This is a genomic window from Streptomyces sp. NPDC060000, from assembly GCF_042737375.1.
Lineage (GTDB): Bacteria > Actinomycetota > Actinomycetes > Streptomycetales > Streptomycetaceae > Streptomyces.
Window position 1 is genome coordinate 15,211 of the sequence record NZ_JBHWUU010000064.1, and the last position, 13,685, is coordinate 28,895.

The 13,685-nt window shown below is 70.3% G+C and carries 18 protein-coding genes and 2 tRNA genes; 13 read left to right on the forward strand and 7 right to left on the reverse strand.

Going from position 1 to position 13,685, the window contains the following annotated elements; translation table 11 throughout:
- The first annotated feature begins 6 nt into the window (after positions 1–6).
- Together ACFWBB_RS29385 and ACFWBB_RS29390 are read left to right on the forward strand one after the other, a co-directional pair.
- A tRNA-Gln gene (locus tag ACFWBB_RS29385) sits at positions 7–78 on the forward strand.
- A 28-nt stretch (positions 79–106) separates the two neighbouring features.
- Positions 107–179: transfer RNA gene (locus ACFWBB_RS29390), tRNA-Glu, on the forward strand.
- Between the two features lie 135 nt (positions 180–314).
- On the opposite strand, the gene ACFWBB_RS29395 is transcribed toward ACFWBB_RS29390, so the two are convergent.
- Positions 315–959 carry a MerR family transcriptional regulator gene (locus ACFWBB_RS29395; protein ID WP_385278330.1) on the reverse strand — a complete coding sequence of 215 codons (645 nt, stop codon included), beginning with the start codon at positions 957–959 and terminating at the stop codon, positions 315–317.
- 38 nt (positions 960–997) lie between these two features.
- Between ACFWBB_RS29395 and ACFWBB_RS29400 the strand changes: the two genes are divergently transcribed.
- Positions 998–1,492, forward strand: a complete 495-nt coding sequence (locus ACFWBB_RS29400) for a DUF4188 domain-containing protein (protein WP_385278332.1) — start codon at positions 998–1,000, stop codon at positions 1,490–1,492.
- Between the two features lie 163 nt (positions 1,493–1,655).
- On the opposite strand, the gene ndgR is transcribed toward ACFWBB_RS29400, so the two are convergent.
- A complete protein-coding gene (ndgR, locus tag ACFWBB_RS29405) occupies positions 1,656–2,372 on the reverse strand; it encodes an IclR family transcriptional regulator NdgR (RefSeq protein WP_362448197.1) in 717 nt (238 codons plus the stop codon).
- Between the two features lie 189 nt (positions 2,373–2,561).
- Between ndgR and leuC the strand changes: the two genes are divergently transcribed.
- From leuC to ACFWBB_RS29425, 4 genes are all read left to right on the forward strand, one after another.
- Positions 2,562–3,992: a 3-isopropylmalate dehydratase large subunit gene (leuC, locus tag ACFWBB_RS29410; RefSeq protein ID WP_385278334.1), complete on the forward strand. Its 1,431-nt coding sequence runs from the start codon at positions 2,562–2,564 to the stop codon at positions 3,990–3,992.
- Between the two features lie 6 nt (positions 3,993–3,998).
- Positions 3,999–4,592 (forward strand): 3-isopropylmalate dehydratase small subunit, encoded by a 594-nt coding sequence (gene leuD, locus ACFWBB_RS29415; protein ID WP_385278336.1) that lies wholly within the window; start codon positions 3,999–4,001, stop codon positions 4,590–4,592.
- 276 nt (positions 4,593–4,868) lie between these two features.
- Positions 4,869–5,099 (forward strand): hypothetical protein, encoded by a 231-nt coding sequence (locus ACFWBB_RS29420; RefSeq protein ID WP_385278338.1) that lies wholly within the window; start codon positions 4,869–4,871, stop codon positions 5,097–5,099.
- A 138-nt stretch (positions 5,100–5,237) separates the two neighbouring features.
- Positions 5,238–5,903: an HU family DNA-binding protein gene (locus ACFWBB_RS29425; protein WP_385278340.1), complete on the forward strand. Its 666-nt coding sequence runs from the start codon at positions 5,238–5,240 to the stop codon at positions 5,901–5,903.
- Between the two features lie 71 nt (positions 5,904–5,974).
- On the opposite strand, the gene ACFWBB_RS29430 is transcribed toward ACFWBB_RS29425, so the two are convergent.
- Both ACFWBB_RS29430 and cofC read right to left on the reverse strand, forming a co-directional pair.
- Entirely contained in the window at positions 5,975–6,178 is a 204-nt protein-coding gene (locus ACFWBB_RS29430) for a hypothetical protein (protein ID WP_385278342.1), read from the reverse strand.
- A gap of 9 nt (positions 6,179–6,187) precedes the next feature.
- The gene (gene cofC, locus ACFWBB_RS29435) at positions 6,188–6,826 is read right to left on the reverse strand and encodes a 2-phospho-L-lactate guanylyltransferase (RefSeq protein WP_385278344.1); all 639 of its coding nucleotides are present in this window, start codon (positions 6,824–6,826) and stop codon (positions 6,188–6,190) included.
- Positions 6,827–6,989: 163 nt separating this feature from the next.
- On the opposite strand from cofC, the gene ACFWBB_RS29440 reads away from it, so the two are divergent.
- Genes ACFWBB_RS29440 through ACFWBB_RS29450 form a run of 3 tightly spaced genes read left to right on the forward strand, consistent with a single transcriptional unit; the run spans position 6,990 to position 10,155 of the window.
- Complete coding sequence (locus ACFWBB_RS29440; RefSeq protein WP_385278346.1) at positions 6,990–7,931, forward strand: lysophospholipid acyltransferase family protein; 942 nt, start codon at positions 6,990–6,992, stop codon at positions 7,929–7,931.
- Positions 7,928–8,938 (forward strand): NAD(P)H-dependent glycerol-3-phosphate dehydrogenase, encoded by a 1,011-nt coding sequence (locus ACFWBB_RS29445; protein ID WP_385278348.1) that lies wholly within the window; start codon positions 7,928–7,930, stop codon positions 8,936–8,938. The genes ACFWBB_RS29440 and ACFWBB_RS29445 overlap by 4 nt, the downstream gene beginning before the upstream one ends.
- A gap of 59 nt (positions 8,939–8,997) precedes the next feature.
- On the forward strand, positions 8,998–10,155 hold the full coding sequence (locus ACFWBB_RS29450; RefSeq protein WP_385278350.1) for a D-alanine--D-alanine ligase family protein: 1,158 nt from the start codon (positions 8,998–9,000) through the stop codon (positions 10,153–10,155).
- Between the two features lie 40 nt (positions 10,156–10,195).
- Here ACFWBB_RS29450 and ACFWBB_RS29455 read toward each other — a convergent pair whose 3' ends face one another.
- Both ACFWBB_RS29455 and ACFWBB_RS29460 read right to left on the reverse strand, forming a co-directional pair.
- A complete protein-coding gene (locus ACFWBB_RS29455; RefSeq protein ID WP_385278352.1) occupies positions 10,196–10,696 on the reverse strand; it encodes a DUF3515 domain-containing protein in 501 nt (166 codons plus the stop codon).
- A 20-nt stretch (positions 10,697–10,716) separates the two neighbouring features.
- Complete coding sequence (locus ACFWBB_RS29460) at positions 10,717–10,950, reverse strand: Lrp/AsnC family transcriptional regulator (RefSeq protein WP_020128743.1); 234 nt, start codon at positions 10,948–10,950, stop codon at positions 10,717–10,719.
- 206 nt (positions 10,951–11,156) lie between these two features.
- On the opposite strand from ACFWBB_RS29460, the gene ACFWBB_RS29465 reads away from it, so the two are divergent.
- From ACFWBB_RS29465 to ACFWBB_RS29475, 3 genes are read left to right on the forward strand one after another with little or no spacing between them, the layout of a single operon-like run.
- Positions 11,157–12,122: a thiamine-phosphate kinase gene (locus tag ACFWBB_RS29465; protein WP_385278354.1), complete on the forward strand. Its 966-nt coding sequence runs from the start codon at positions 11,157–11,159 to the stop codon at positions 12,120–12,122.
- Positions 12,119–12,934, forward strand: a complete 816-nt coding sequence (thiD, locus tag ACFWBB_RS29470) for a bifunctional hydroxymethylpyrimidine kinase/phosphomethylpyrimidine kinase (protein ID WP_385278356.1) — start codon at positions 12,119–12,121, stop codon at positions 12,932–12,934. Before ACFWBB_RS29465 ends, thiD begins: the two co-directional genes overlap by 4 nt.
- Positions 12,934–13,080, forward strand: coding sequence for a hypothetical protein (locus tag ACFWBB_RS29475; RefSeq protein ID WP_385278358.1), 147 nt, complete (start codon positions 12,934–12,936; stop codon positions 13,078–13,080). Before thiD ends, ACFWBB_RS29475 begins: the two co-directional genes overlap by 1 nt.
- Before the next feature lie 172 nt (positions 13,081–13,252).
- On the opposite strand, the gene rpmB is transcribed toward ACFWBB_RS29475, so the two are convergent.
- Positions 13,253–13,438, reverse strand: a complete 186-nt coding sequence (gene rpmB / locus ACFWBB_RS29480; RefSeq protein WP_107021922.1) for a 50S ribosomal protein L28 — start codon at positions 13,436–13,438, stop codon at positions 13,253–13,255.
- Between the last annotated feature and the right edge of the window lie 247 nt (positions 13,439–13,685).

Genomic DNA, 13,685 nt, shown 5'->3' on the forward strand with positions numbered 1-13,685 from the left:
TTACCTTGGTCTATGGTGTAATTGGCAACACTACGGTTTCTGGTACCGTCATTCTTGGTTCGAGTCCAGGTAGACCAGCTCCAACCTGCGGAAACGCAATATCCAGGCCCCCGTTGTGTAGCGGCCTAGCACGCCGCCCTCTCAAGGCGGTAGCGCCGGTTCGAATCCGGTCGGGGGTACGTGATCGGAAAGCCCCCCGCTTCGGCGGGGGGCTTTCCGCGTATCCGGCCCGCGGCTGTCGAGCCTGCCTCTGCCCGGCCTTCCCTGCCCGGCCTTCTCCAGTCCGGTCTGCGTGTCCCGCCCGCGTATCCGCCTCATTCGAAGCCGTACCGCCGCGCCGACTCCTCCTCCTGGGCCAGCCTGTGCAGCGCCTGCAGCATCGGGTCGACCAGGATGGCGCCCAGTACCGCCGTCTCGATGCGCTCCGCCTCCGACTCCCGGCTGTCCACGAAGTCCAGGTCCAGCACGGCCGCCCGGTGCATCAACCGGGCATAGGACACGAGGAGTTCGGCGTCCCATTCGTGGCCGAGCCGCCGCAGCGCGGCCACCGCCACCACCAGCGAACGGTAGGCGGGGGAGATGCTCGTCAGCAGCGCGGCGTTCGACCAGCCCAGGGTCCGCAGCAGTTCGTCGGCCTCCTGACGGGCGGCGCGCACGTACCGGTCCTCCGCGTCCGGCTCGGGGACCTGCGGCAGCGCCCACAGGGCCGCGCCGAGCCGGATCGTGCGGCCCAGGGAGTCGTCGTCGACATGGCCGAGGATCTCGCGCACCGTGGCCACCGGCAGCCGGCCCACCTGGATCATCGCGCGCACCAGACGCAGCCGGCGCAGATGCTCCTCGTCGTACTCGGCGGTCGTGGCGTTGACCTGGCGGCCGGGCGGCAGAAGCCCCTCGCGCAGGTAGTACTTGATCGTCGCGGTCGACACACCGCTGCGTTCGCTCAGTCCAGACAGCCGCATGCCTTGCGCCTTCCCTTGGTTAGCGGCACTATCCAAGCATGTCTGTCGCCGTGAACCGAACCACCGCGGATGCCCGGGGGGACGTGGTCGTCCTGCTGATCGGGATGCGCGTCAACCACTTCTGGGCCGTGCACCAGTGGGTGCCGGTCATGCTGGCCATGCTCCGCATGCTGGCGGAGCTGAAGAAGGACCCGGGCCGCGGCCTGCTCTCCCGGGTGCTGCTGACGGCCTCGCCGCGAACGTACTACGTCGTCCAGTACTGGGAGTCCAAGGACAAGCTGTACGCCTACGCGAGTGCGCCGGACGCGTTCCACCGTGCGGCGTGGGCGAAGATCAACCGCCTGGAGAAGGGCGGGAAGGTGCGCGGGCACGTGGGGATCTGGCACGAGGCGTACGTCGTGCCGGAGGGGTCGTACGAGGCGATCTACGGGGACATGCCGGCGTTCGGCCTCGCGGCCGCGCATGGCCAGGTCCCGTTGGAGGAGCGGGGACGGTACGCGAAGGATCGGTTCGCCCACCGGTCCACGCCGTAGGGGGTCTCGTCCGCCGGGCGCGGGTCCGGTGCGACTGGTCGCGCCCGCGCGGCGGAGTCGCACATCGGCACAGCCCGCGCCCCTCGGGTGGGTGACCTTGAAGACCCTGTCCGGGGGGAAGAGGCTGCCGCGGCGTTGAGGCCGCCCCTTCCTCAAGACAGGGTCAGCCGGTACGGCGCAGTGCTTCCGAGAGGCGGGCCGCCGCGTCGATGACCGCCTGGGCGTGCATGCGGCCCGGGTGGCGGGTCAGGCGCTCGATGGGGCCCGAGACGGAGACGGCGGCCACCACGCGGTTGGAGGGACCGCGAACGGGAGCCGACACGGACGCGACGCCCGGCTCGCGCTCACCGATGGACTGGGCCCAGCCGCGGCGCCGTACGCCCGAAAGCGCCGTCGCCGTGAAGCGGGCGCCCTGGAGGCCGCGGTGCAGGCGCTCGGGCTCCTCCCAGGCCATCAGGATCTGGGCCGAGGAGCCGGCCTTCATCGTGAGTGTGGAACCGACCGGGACCGTGTCCCGAAGGCCGGACAGGCGTTCCGCCGCGGCCACGCAGATACGCATGTCGCCCTGGCGGCGGTAGAGCTGCGCGCTCTCGCCCGTGATGTCACGCACATGCGTCAGCACCGGACCGGCGGTGGCCAGCAGGCGGTCCTCGCCGGCCGCCGCGGCCAGCTCGGCCAGCCGGGGGCCGAGGATGAAACGGCCCTGCATGTCGCGCGCCACCATACGGTGGTGTTCCAAAGCCACGGCCAGCCGGTGGGCCGTGGGTCGTGCGAGTCCGGTGGCAGCGACCAAGCCTGCGAGGGTGGCCGGACCGGACTCCAGGGCGCTCAGGACAAGGGCTGCCTTGTCCAGGACGCCGACGCCGCTACTGTTGTCCATGCAACGATACTCCCGTCTCACTCTGTGAAACGCAAGTTCATTTTTCCGTGAGACGCGCAACCCTTGGACGCATGGTGGCCCGGAGACCAACGGGCCTGGCGGCGGGTGCCCGGGACCAGGGGCCGTGGGCGTCGCCTCCACAAGATCTCTAGTTGGGCCGGTGCGTCATTGCCGGCCGGAGGGAAAGCGATGGGTAGGACACTCGCGGAGAAGGTCTGGGACGACCATGTCGTCCGGCGCGCCGAGGGCGAGCCCGACCTCCTCTTCATCGATCTGCACCTCCTGCACGAGGTGACCAGCCCGCAGGCCTTCGACGGACTGCGGCAGAACGGCCGCCCGGTGCGCCGTCTCGACCTCACCATCGCGACCGAGGACCACAACACCCCGACCATCGACATCGACAAGCCGATCGCGGACCCGGTCTCGCGCGCCCAACTGGAGACGCTGCGCAAGAACTGTGCCGAGTTCGGCGTACGGCTGCACCCGCTCGGCGACGTCGAGCAGGGCGTCGTGCACGTCGTCGGCCCGCAGCTGGGGCTGACCCAGCCCGGCACCACCGTCGTCTGCGGTGACTCCCACACCTCCACGCACGGCGCGTTCGGTGCGCTGGCGTTCGGCATCGGCACTTCGCAGGTCGAGCACGTGCTGGCCACCCAGACGCTGCCCCTGGCCCGCCCCAAGACCATGGCGATCACGGTCGAGGGCGAACTGCCCGACGGCGTCACCGCCAAGGACCTGATCCTGGCGATCATCGCCAAGATCGGTACCGGCGGCGGCCAGGGCTACATCCTGGAGTACCGCGGCTCCGCCATCGAGAAGCTCTCGATGGAGGCCCGGATGACCATCTGCAACATGTCGATCGAGGCCGGCGCCCGCGCGGGCATGATCGCCCCCGACGAGACCACCTTCGAGTACATCAAGGGCCGTGACCACGCCCCCGAGGGCGAGGACTGGGACGCGGCGGTCGAGTACTGGAAGACGCTGAAGACGGACGAGGACGCCGAGTTCGACGCCGAGGTCGTCATCGACGGCGCCGCGCTGTCGCCGTTCGTCACCTGGGGCACCAACCCCGGTCAGGGCGCGCCGCTTTCGGCCGTCGTCCCCGACCCCGCATCGTACGAAGACGCTTCGGAGCGCCTCGCCGCCGAAAAGGCCCTGGAGTACATGGGGTTGGAGGCCGGGCAGGAGCTGCGCTCGATCAACGTGGACACCGTCTTCGTAGGTTCGTGCACCAACGGCCGCATCGAGGACCTGAGGGCCGCCGCCGCCATCGTCGAGGGCCGCAAAGTCGCCGACGGCGTACGGATGCTGGTCGTCCCCGGTTCGGTGCGGGTCGGTCTCCAGGCCGTCTCCGAGGGCCTGGACGTCGTCTTCAAGGAGGCCGGCGCCGAATGGCGGCACGCGGGCTGCTCGATGTGCCTCGGCATGAACCCCGACCAGCTGGCGCCGGGTGAGCGCTCGGCGTCCACCTCCAACCGCAACTTCGAGGGCCGGCAGGGCAAGGGCGGTCGTACGCACCTGGTGTCGCCGCAGGTCGCGGCCGCCACGGCCGTCCTGGGCCACCTGGCCTCCCCGGCCGACCTGTCCGACGCCGAGACCCGTACGCCCGCTGGAGTCTGATCAGTCATGGAAGCATTCACCTCGCACACCGGCCGGGCCGTCCCGCTGCGCCGCTCCAACGTCGACACCGACCAGATCATCCCTGCTCACTGGCTCAAGAAGGTGACGCGGGACGGGTTCGAGGACGGGCTGTTCGAGGCCTGGCGCAAGGACGAGACCTTCATCCTCAACCGCCCCGAGCGGCAGGGCGCGAGCGTTCTGGTCGCCGGCCCCGACTTCGGCACCGGCTCCTCGCGTGAGCACGCTGTCTGGGCGCTCCAGAACTACGGCTTCAAGACCGTGATCTCGTCCCGCTTCGCCGACATCTTCCGGGGCAACTCGCTGAAGAACGGCCTGCTCACGGTGGTTCTGGAGCAGAAGATCGTGGACGCGCTGTGGGAGCTCACCGAGAGGGACCCGCAGGCCGAGGTCACGGTGGACCTCGAGGCGCGCGAGGTGCGGGCCGAGGGCATCACCGCTGCCTTCGAACTGGACGAGAACTCCCGCTGGCGGCTGCTGAACGGGCTCGACGACATCTCCATCACCCTCCGGAACGAGGGCGACATCGCCACCTACGAGGCCAAGCGCCCGTCGTACAAGCCGAGGACGCTCCAGATCTGACCCCCGGGGGCCGAGAAGGGCCTGAGCAGGTCGAGTTTCGGCCACCGCGACACCCCCGCCGTACCCCCGATCGGACCGATCGGGGGTACGGCTGTGTCTGCACCCGTTCGGCCCCGTGGATCTTCGCTCTTCCTCCCAACTTCCCACGTTAGGAGGGTTGTTGCCGGGGTATGCGCCCTGTGTGGACACGACCGCCGGAAGTGCCGGGGCGGCCGTTCGAGGCGGCAGTTGCCCCCTGGGCGGGCGACAACTCGCCCCAGATGGCACAATCTGTGCATGGAACACGACGGCCAACTCGAGCTCTATACGGCGGTCGCGAACCAACTCAAGGAAGCGCACACAAGAGTGCGCGCACTGCAAGTCCCGGAGGGCGTACGGATGGCGCTGACCCGGAAGCTGCTGGTCATTACGGCCGCGGCCAAGCACGATCTCGCCGATGCGACAAGGCGTCTGGAGCGGTTCATGGCGGACCTCGACGAGGGACGAATGCCCGAAGAGGGGCGTTGATCGTCTCCGGAGCAGCCGATTTCGTTGCGGCACAAGGGTGATTAGCCCGTTTCGTGTTTGATTTGCGGTATATATCTGCCTAACGTGCGAAAAAGCTTGAACAGTTTCGTTCCGGCTAATGTCTCCGAAGGGGAAGACGTGAACAAGGCGCAGCTCGTAGAAGCGATTGCCGACAAGGTGGGCGGTCGCCAGCAGGCCGCCGACGCGGTCGACGCGGTCCTGGACGCCATCGTCCGCGCGACCGTCGCCGGAGACCGGGTCTCGGTCACCGGCTTCGGTTCGTTCGAGAAGGTCGACCGGCCGGCCCGCTACGCTCGCAACCCCCAGACGGGCGAGCGGGTTCGGGTCAAGAAGACGTCCGTGCCGCGTTTCCGCGCGGGTCAGGGCTTCAAGGACCTGGTGAGCGGCTCGAAGAAGCTCCCGCGCGGCGGGGAGGTCGCCGTCAAGAAGGCCCCCAAGGGCAGCCTCTCCGGCCCGTCGGCCACCATCGCGAAGGCCGCGGGCAAGAAGGCCGCCACCAAGAAGGCCGCGACCGCGACGAAGGCGGCGGCGAAGAAGACGACCGCCAGGAAGACCACCGCGGCGGCGAAGAAGACCACCGCGAAGAAGACCACGGCGACGGCGAAGAAGACCACCGCCCAGCCGGGCGCCGCCAAGAAGACGACGACGGCGACGAAGGCCACCGCCAAGAAGACGACGGCCAAGAAAGCCCCGGCCAAGAAGGCGACGGCCAAGTCGGCCCCCGCCGCGAAGTCGACAGCGCGCAAGACCACCGCCAAGAAGGCCACCGCCCGCAAGAAGTAACGGCACAGGGGTGCTCACGCGCCGGGCCGGACTCCCTCTCGGAGTCCGGCCCGCGGTCTGTCCGGCCTGGTTCAGAACGTCTGCAGCGTCACCAGGGTGATCCGGGCGCTCTCCGGCGGCCCCTCCAGCTCGATCCGCACCCGCTGTCCGGGCCGCAGCAGTCGCAGCCCGCCCGCTTCGAACGCCGGTCCGTCGAAGGGCATCGGCGTGCCGTCGTCCAGCAGCACCTGGCCGCTGCGCGTTTCGGGGTCGTACGTGTACGCGGTCGCCTGCATGGCGGCAGCCTACTGCCCCGGAATCAACAGTTGCGCCGCCGCGACGGCCGTCCGGGGGCCCACACCCAGGGACAGTGCCGCTCGCAGATCCTCGCCGGTGTCCACGTCCTGGCGAACGGAATCCACCGCCTCCAGAAGGAGTTCCACGGCTCCGGAGGAGCGGTGCCGGGCGCGGGAATCCGCGCCGAATGCGGGAAGCAATTCACGGCCGGCGGCGACCGCGAGAAGTGTGGTGCCGATTTCGGCCGCGTCCGGGAGGAAAGAGCGGGGGAATTCTCCGGCCGCGTCGAGGACCCGGGCCAATTCCGGCGGGCGCAGCGCCGGTAGATCCGCGTTGAGGGCCGCGAGCGGGGCGTCGGGACGGACCGCGCGTACGGCGGCGGCGCCGTGGGCGAGGGCGGCGTTGAGGCCCCCGCGCGGCTCGTCGGGCACGATCCGGGCGCCCAGGGCCGCCAGAACCCGCCCGGCCAGGGCGTCGTCCGTGACTACTGCCACATCCCGCACCGCGGGTGAGGCCAGCGCGGCCGCCACGGTGTCCTCGGCGAAGGCGAGGGCGAGGCCGGGGCGCAGCCCGTCGGTGGCGGTGTCCGCGAGCCTGCTCTTGGCCAGCGCCAAGGGCTTCAGGGGTATGACCAAGGTCCACTGCACCGGCGTACCGTCCCTCTCTTGTCGCGGCCATTGTCACCCGGCTCATCCGCCGGTCGGGCGGCCGGGCGTACGGTGTTCTCGACAGACCGGCGGCCCGGGGTGACACTTGTGCGGCCCCAGGCCCCGCAGCAGGCCTTGGGAAGTCCTAGAGGAAGGTGTTCGCGTGCCCCGCCGCAGAATCGGCTTCTGGTACCGCTTCGCTGCGGTCCTCTGCAAACCCTGGCTGGTGGTTCTGATCAAGCGGGACTGGCGCGGAATGGAGCACATTCCGGCCGAGGGTGGGTTTATCACCGCGGTGAACCACAATTCGCATGTCGATCCCTTCGCGTACGGGCACTTCCAGTACAACAGCGGCCGGGTGCCGCGATTCCTCGCGAAGAGCGGGCTTTTCAAGGAGGGGTTCGTCGGCGCCGCGATGCGTGGCACCGGACAGATCCCCGTCTACCGCGAGAGCACGGACGCGTTGAGCGCCTTCCGGGCCGCGATCGACGCCGTGGAGCGCGGCGAGTGCGTCGCGTTCTATCCCGAGGGCACCCTCACCCGCGACCCCGACGGCTGGCCCATGACCGCCAAGACCGGTGCCGCGCGCGTCGCCCTCCAGACCAAGTGCCCGGTGATCCCCGTCGCGCAGTGGGGCGCCAACGAACTGCTGCCGCCCTACGCCAGGAAGCCCAGCCTCCTTCCGCGCAAGACCCACCACGTGCTCGCGGGCCCGCCCGTGGACCTCACCCGGTTCTACGGCCATGAGATGACCCCCGAGATCCTTAAGGAGGCGACGGAGGTCATCATGGCGGCCGTCACCGGCCTGCTGGAGGAGATCCGCGGCGAGAAGGCGCCCGAGGCGCCCTACGACCCGCGCCGCGAGCGGATCGAGCAGCGCCGCCGCACCCAGGCGGAGACGGCCGCGGAGGCGGCTGCGCAGACCGCCGCGCAGACCGCTGCACAGACCGCCGCGCCGACCGCCGCGCAGACCGGCTTCAGGGCCGCTGCCCGGCCCGGAGCGCAAGCCGTCGCCGAAACCGGTGCGGAGATCAACGGCACGGAGTCCGGCCACGCGCGGACCGGCCGCGCGAAGACCAGTCACGAGGGGGAGAGCGGTAAGTGAGCAAGTCCGTGAAGGCGGCCGTCTTCGGTACCGGATCATGGGGGACCGCCTTCGGTACGGTCCTCGCCGACGCGGGCTGCGAGGTGACGCTCTGGGCGCGCCGAGCCGAGCTCGCCGAGGCGGTCAACTCCACGCGTACCAACCCCGACTACCTCCCCGGCGTCGAACTCCCGCGCAACCTGCGCGCCACCTCCGACGCGGCCGAGGCGGCCCGGGGAGCCGACTTCACCGTCCTCGCGATCCCCTCGCAGACCCTGCGCGCCAACCTCGCCGACTGGACGTCGCTGCTCGCCCCGGACACCGTCCTGGTGTCGCTGATGAAGGGCGTCGAACTCGGTACGACCATGCGGATGAGCGAGGTCATCGACGACGTCGCAAAGGTGGGCCCGGGCCGGATCGCCGTCGTCACCGGGCCCAACCTCGCGAAGGAGATCGCCTCGCGCAGGCCTGCCGCGGCCGTGGTCGCGTGCACCGACGAGGCCGTCGCCCAGAAGCTCCAGGCCGCCTCCCACACGCCGTACTTCCGCCCCTACACCAACACCGACGTGGTCGGCTGCGAGCTGGGCGGCGCGGTCAAGAACGTGATCGGCCTCGCCGTGGGCATCGCGGACGGCATGGGCCTCGGCGACAACGCCAAGGGCTCGCTGATCACGCGCGGCCTCGCCGAGACCACCCGGCTGGGCCTCGCGATGGGCGCGGACCCGCTCACCTTCGCCGGACTCGCCGGGCTCGGCGACCTGGTCGCGACCTGCTCCTCGCCGCTCTCGCGCAACCACACCTTCGGCACCAACCTCGGCAGGGGCATGACCCTCCAGGAGACCATCGCGGTCACCCGGCAGACCGCCGAGGGCGTCAAGTCCTGCGAGTCGGTGCTGGATCTGGCCCGACGGCACGGAGTCGACATGCCCATCACCGAGACGGTCGTCGGCATCGTCCACGAGGGCAAGTCTCCGGTGGTCGCCCTCAAGGAGCTGATGTCGCGCAGCGCGAAGCCCGAACGACGCTGAGCGAACCCGGCGGGTGGACGCTGACTCCCGGCTCTACCACCGGGTACTCTCAAGCCGATATGAGCACCGAGAACCTCCCCCAGAGCCCTCAGCAGCCCATCCGCAAGCCGCGGGTGGCGGTTGTCTTCGGCGGTCGCAGCTCCGAGCACGGGATCTCCGTGGTCACGGCCGGCGCGGTCCTGCGGGCCATCGACCGGACCAAGTACGAGGTCCTGCCGATCGGCATCACGCGCGAGGGCCGCTGGTTCCTCACCGCCGACGAACCCGAGCGCATGGCGATCACCGACCGCCGTACGCCCGACGTCGAGGAACTCGCCGAGTCGCGGGACGGCGGAGTGGTGCTCCCCGTCGACCCCGCCAACCGCGAAGTCGTCTACTACGAGCCGGGGTCGGTGCCGAAGGCGCTCGGCGAGGTCGACGTCGTCTTCCCGGTCCTGCACGGCCCGTACGGCGAGGACGGCACCCTGCAGGGCCTGCTGGAGCTCTCCGGCGTCCCGTACGTGGGCGCGGGCGTGCTCGCCTCGGCCGTCGGCCAGGACAAGGAGTACATGAAGCGGGTGTTCACCTCCTTCGGGCTCAAGGTCGGCCCGTACGTGGTGATCAGGCCGCGCGAGTGGGCGCAGGACGAGTCGGCCGCCCGCAGGAAGATCGTCGACTTCGCCGGTGAGCACGGCTGGCCGCTCTTCGTGAAGCCCGCGCGCGCGGGTTCCTCCATCGGCATCACCAAGGTCGACGACCTGTCGGGGCTCGACGAGGCGATCGCCGAGGCCCAGCGCCACGACCCGAAGATCCTGGTCGAGGCGGCGCTGCGGGGCCGCGAGATCGAGTGCGGCGTCCTGGAGTTCGAGGACGGCCCCCGTGCCTCCGTCCCGGCCGAGATCCCGCCGCCGGACGCGCACGCGTACTACGACTTCGACGCGAAGTACATCGACTCGACCCCCGGGATCGTCCCGGCCCCGCTGACGCCCGAGGAGACGGCGGACGTGCGGCGCCTGGCGGTGGACGCCTTCGAGGCGGCGTCCTGCGAGGGCCTGGTCCGCGCGGACTTCTTCCTCACGGACGACGGCGAGTTCGTCATCAACGAGATCAACACGATGCCCGGCTTCACCCCGATCTCGATGTACCCCCAGATGTGGCAGGCGACCGGAATCGGCTATCCCGAGCTGGTGGACCGCCTGGTCCAGGCGGCTCTGCGCAGGTCCACGGGCCTGCGTTGATCCGAGGCCGACCGATCGGGGACCGGTCCAGTCGGATGATCTAGTCGGCGATCCCTGCGGGGATCGCCTTCTTGATGGCCGGGGCCAGATCGATCAACGCGCTGGAGTTGTCCGCGCCCTCCGGCACCGTCACCTCGACGTACGCGCTCCGATTGGCCGTGGTGAAGCGGTTGCCCCCGCCGTCCCGCTTCTCCATCAGCCAGTCGACACCGTTCACCCCGCCGGCCACCGCGTCCGGGTCGTCCCCCTGCGAGACCTTCGGGTCGATCATCTTCGGCGGCTGGGTGACCCCGCAGCGCAGTATGATCTCCGGACCTCCCCAGCCCGCGGTCAGCGCGGAGGCGGGCTCGGGATCGTGGCGGCTCTCACCGTCCACCTTCGACGGCAGTACCTTGTCCAGCTCCCGGCACAGCTTCGTGGCTTTCGTGCCGGGACTGGGAACCACCGCCGACGCGTTGTCGTCTGCTGAGGAGCAGCCCGCAGCCGTGATCAGCAGGACGAGCGCGGGCAGGCCGACGGGCCGGTGACGGAAAAGGTTCACCGGCCAAGGTTAGACGGGGGCTACAGATGCACGACCGGGCAGGTCAGGGTGCGGGTGATCCCGTCCACCTGCTGGACCTTGGCGACCACCATGCGGCCGAGGTCGTCCACCGTGTCGGCCTGGGCCCGCACGATCACGTCATAGGGTCCCGTCACGTCCTCGGCCTGGACGACGCCAGGGATCTTGCCGATCTCTTCGGCGACGGTCGACGCTTTGCCGACCTCCGTCTGGATCAGGATGTACGCCTGTACCACGGAACCTCCAGGGCGGCCACGAGGATCATGTGGGGAAAAGGAACGCCACGGTATCGCGTCACCGCTCGCCGCGGGGAGACCTGCGGAAACCACGGCTCGCGCGCCGGGGTGCGAGCCCGACGGAAGTTGACGGCTGACTCGACCGTATCGAGGACACTGGTTACGCGCGACCGGGCACAGACAGGTAAAGAAGGGGCGAAAGGGCAATGAAGGGCACTGTTGGTGAGCTCGGGGAGTTCGGGCTCATCAGGGAGCTCACCTCCCGTCTCACCACCACCTCCGCGGTCCGGGTCGGCCCCGGCGACGACGCCGCGGTGGTCGCCGCACCCGACCGCCGGGTCGTGGCCAGCACCGACATCCTGCTGGAGGGCCGGCACTTCCGCCGTGACTGGTCCACGGCCTACGACGTCGGCCGCAAGGCCGCCGCGCAGAACCTCGCCGACATCGCCGCCATGGGAGCGGTGCCGACGGCCCTGCTGCTCGGCCTCGTCGTGCCCGCCGAACTGCCGGTGACCTGGCCGTCGGAGATGATGGACGGTCTGCGCGACGAGTGCCAGGTGGCCGGTGCCTCCGTGGTCGGCGGTGACGTCGTACGGGGTGACACGATCATGGTGTCGATCACCGCGCTCGGCGATCTGCGCAACCAGGAGCCCGTCACCCGGGGTGGCGCCCAGCCCGGCGACCTCGTGGCGGTGACCGGCTGGCTGGGCTGGTCCGCAGCCGGGTACGCGGTGCTCTCCCGCGGATTCCGCTCGCCCCGCGCCTTCGTCGAGGCCCACCGCCGCCCCGAGCCGCCGTACCACGCGGGTCCGGCGGCCGCCGGGCTCGGCGCGACGGCGATGTGCGACGTCAGCGACGGGCTGATCGCCGACCTCGGGCACATCGCCGAAGCCAGCAAGGTGCGTATCGACATCCGCTCCGGGGCCATCGACATCCCGACCCAGATGCACGACATCGGGCAGGCCGTCGGGGTCGATCCCATCCAGTGGGTGCTCACCGGGGGAGAGGACCACGCGATCGTGGCGACCTTCCCGCCGGACGTGAAGCTGCCCGCCCGCTGGAAGGTGATCGGCGAGGTCCTCAACCCGTCCGCGCTGCCCCAGGTGACGGTCGACGGGGCGCCCTGGACCAGCAAGGGCGGCTGGGACCACTTCGGGGACCTGGAGTCGTGAGCGCGCTCGGGCCCCCGCCCCGGGTGCTCACCGTCGCCGGTTCCGACTCCGGCGGCGGGGCCGGGATCCAGGCCGACCTGAAGACGATGCTCGCGCTCGGCGTGCACGGCATGAGCGTGATCACGGCGGTCACCGCGCAGAACTCCCGTGGCGTGCAGGCGGCTTGGGAGCTGCCGGTGGAGGCGGTGCGGGCCCAGTACCGCAGCGTCGTCGACGACATCGGAGTCCAGGCGGTGAAGACGGGCATGCTCGCCTCCGCCGAACTCGTCGAGACGGTCGCCGAGTTGCTCGCCGGCGCCGGGGCTCCCGTCGTCGTCGACCCCGTCGGGGTCTCCAAGCACGGGGACCCGCTGCTGGCCGCCTCCGCGCTGGACTCCGTACGGAGGAAACTGCTGCCGGTCGCCACCGTCGCCACCCCCAACCTCGACGAGGTGGCCCAACTGACGGGCGTGCGGGTCGAGTCGGAGGAACAGCTGAGGGACGCCGCGGCCGCGGTACTGGCGTACGGACCGCGCTGGGCGCTCATCAAGGGCGGCCATCTCCCCGGCGAAGCCGTGGACCTGCTGACGGACGGCCGCGAGGAGCACTGGCTGCGGGCGCCGAGGCACGACAACCGGCACACGCACGGCACGGGCTGCACCCTCGCCTCCGCGATCGCGGCCCAGCTGGCGAAGGGGCGGTCCGTGCCGGAGGCGGTGGCGGCGGCGAAGAGCTACGTCACCGGGGCGATCGCCGCCGGGTTCGCGCTCGGCGCCGGCATCGGCCCCGTGGACCACGGGTGGGACCTCACCCGGGGTACGGCCGGAGCCTGATGTCCGTCGCCGCCCTCTCGGTGAGCCGCTTGAAGGAGCCGGCCATCGGCCGCGAGCCGAACAGCCGGTACATCCGGTCCCGCCTCCGGATGCGCCGCTCCGTCGGCGGGGCGAAGAACGGGCCCGCGTTTCCGGAGATCTTCTGACACCCCCGGGATGCCGAAGCGTATCCCCCGGAGTTCGGCAGGCGTGGGGATCCTGGGCACAGCAGAAAGCCGGCCCATCGAAATGGACCGGCTCTATGCAGCGAACCAGCAGTGGCCGCGCGCGTTGGGGTTCCCCCCGGCTCGAGCAGAGTCGAGAGTGGGGGGATGAGCGTCAGCGCGAGACCTTGCCGGCTTTGATGCACGAGGTGCAAGCGTTCACGCGCTTCGGCGTCCCGCTGACCACGGTACGGACGCGCTGGATGTTCGGGTTCCAGCGACGGGACGTACGGCGGTGCGAGTGCGAGATGCTGTTGCCGAAGCTCGGCCCCTTGCCACAGACGTCGCAGTTGGCAGCCACGGGTCACTCCAAAGACTTCAGATGCACTTACGGATGATCCCGGCATGCCGGAATCAGGATCTAGGATCTGAGTGGCGGTGCCAGGGGGATGGCCCGATGCGGATCGGGCAACCGGAGCAGCATACAACGACTGCGCCAGTGCAACGAAACTACCATGGCTGCTCAGGGGCCCGGCCCCCGCCCCGGTCGGCTCCCGTCCGCTCCGGTCCGGCCCGCTTTCCGGCGGACACCGGCCCGGGGTCTACGC

Coding starts and splice junctions, on each gene's coding strand:
- ndgR (WP_362448197.1), bottom strand. CDS start 2,372: ATGGACAACAGTAGCGGCGTCGGCGTCCTGGACAAGGCAGCCCTTGTC.
- ACFWBB_RS29475 (WP_385278358.1), top strand. CDS start 12,934: ATGTCCGTCGCCGCCCTCTCGGTGAGCCGCTTGAAGGAGCCGGCCATC.
- ACFWBB_RS29450 (WP_385278350.1), top strand. CDS start 8,998: ATGAGCACCGAGAACCTCCCCCAGAGCCCTCAGCAGCCCATCCGCAAG.
- leuC (WP_385278334.1), top strand. CDS start 2,562: ATGGGTAGGACACTCGCGGAGAAGGTCTGGGACGACCATGTCGTCCGG.
- ACFWBB_RS29400 (WP_385278332.1), top strand. CDS start 998: ATGTCTGTCGCCGTGAACCGAACCACCGCGGATGCCCGGGGGGACGTG.
- leuD (WP_385278336.1), top strand. CDS start 3,999: ATGGAAGCATTCACCTCGCACACCGGCCGGGCCGTCCCGCTGCGCCGC.
- ACFWBB_RS29465 (WP_385278354.1), top strand. CDS start 11,157: ATGAAGGGCACTGTTGGTGAGCTCGGGGAGTTCGGGCTCATCAGGGAG.
- ACFWBB_RS29430 (WP_385278342.1), bottom strand. CDS start 6,178: ATGCAGGCGACCGCGTACACGTACGACCCCGAAACGCGCAGCGGCCAG.
- ACFWBB_RS29420 (WP_385278338.1), top strand. CDS start 4,869: ATGGAACACGACGGCCAACTCGAGCTCTATACGGCGGTCGCGAACCAA.
- ACFWBB_RS29395 (WP_385278330.1), bottom strand. CDS start 959: ATGCGGCTGTCTGGACTGAGCGAACGCAGCGGTGTGTCGACCGCGACG.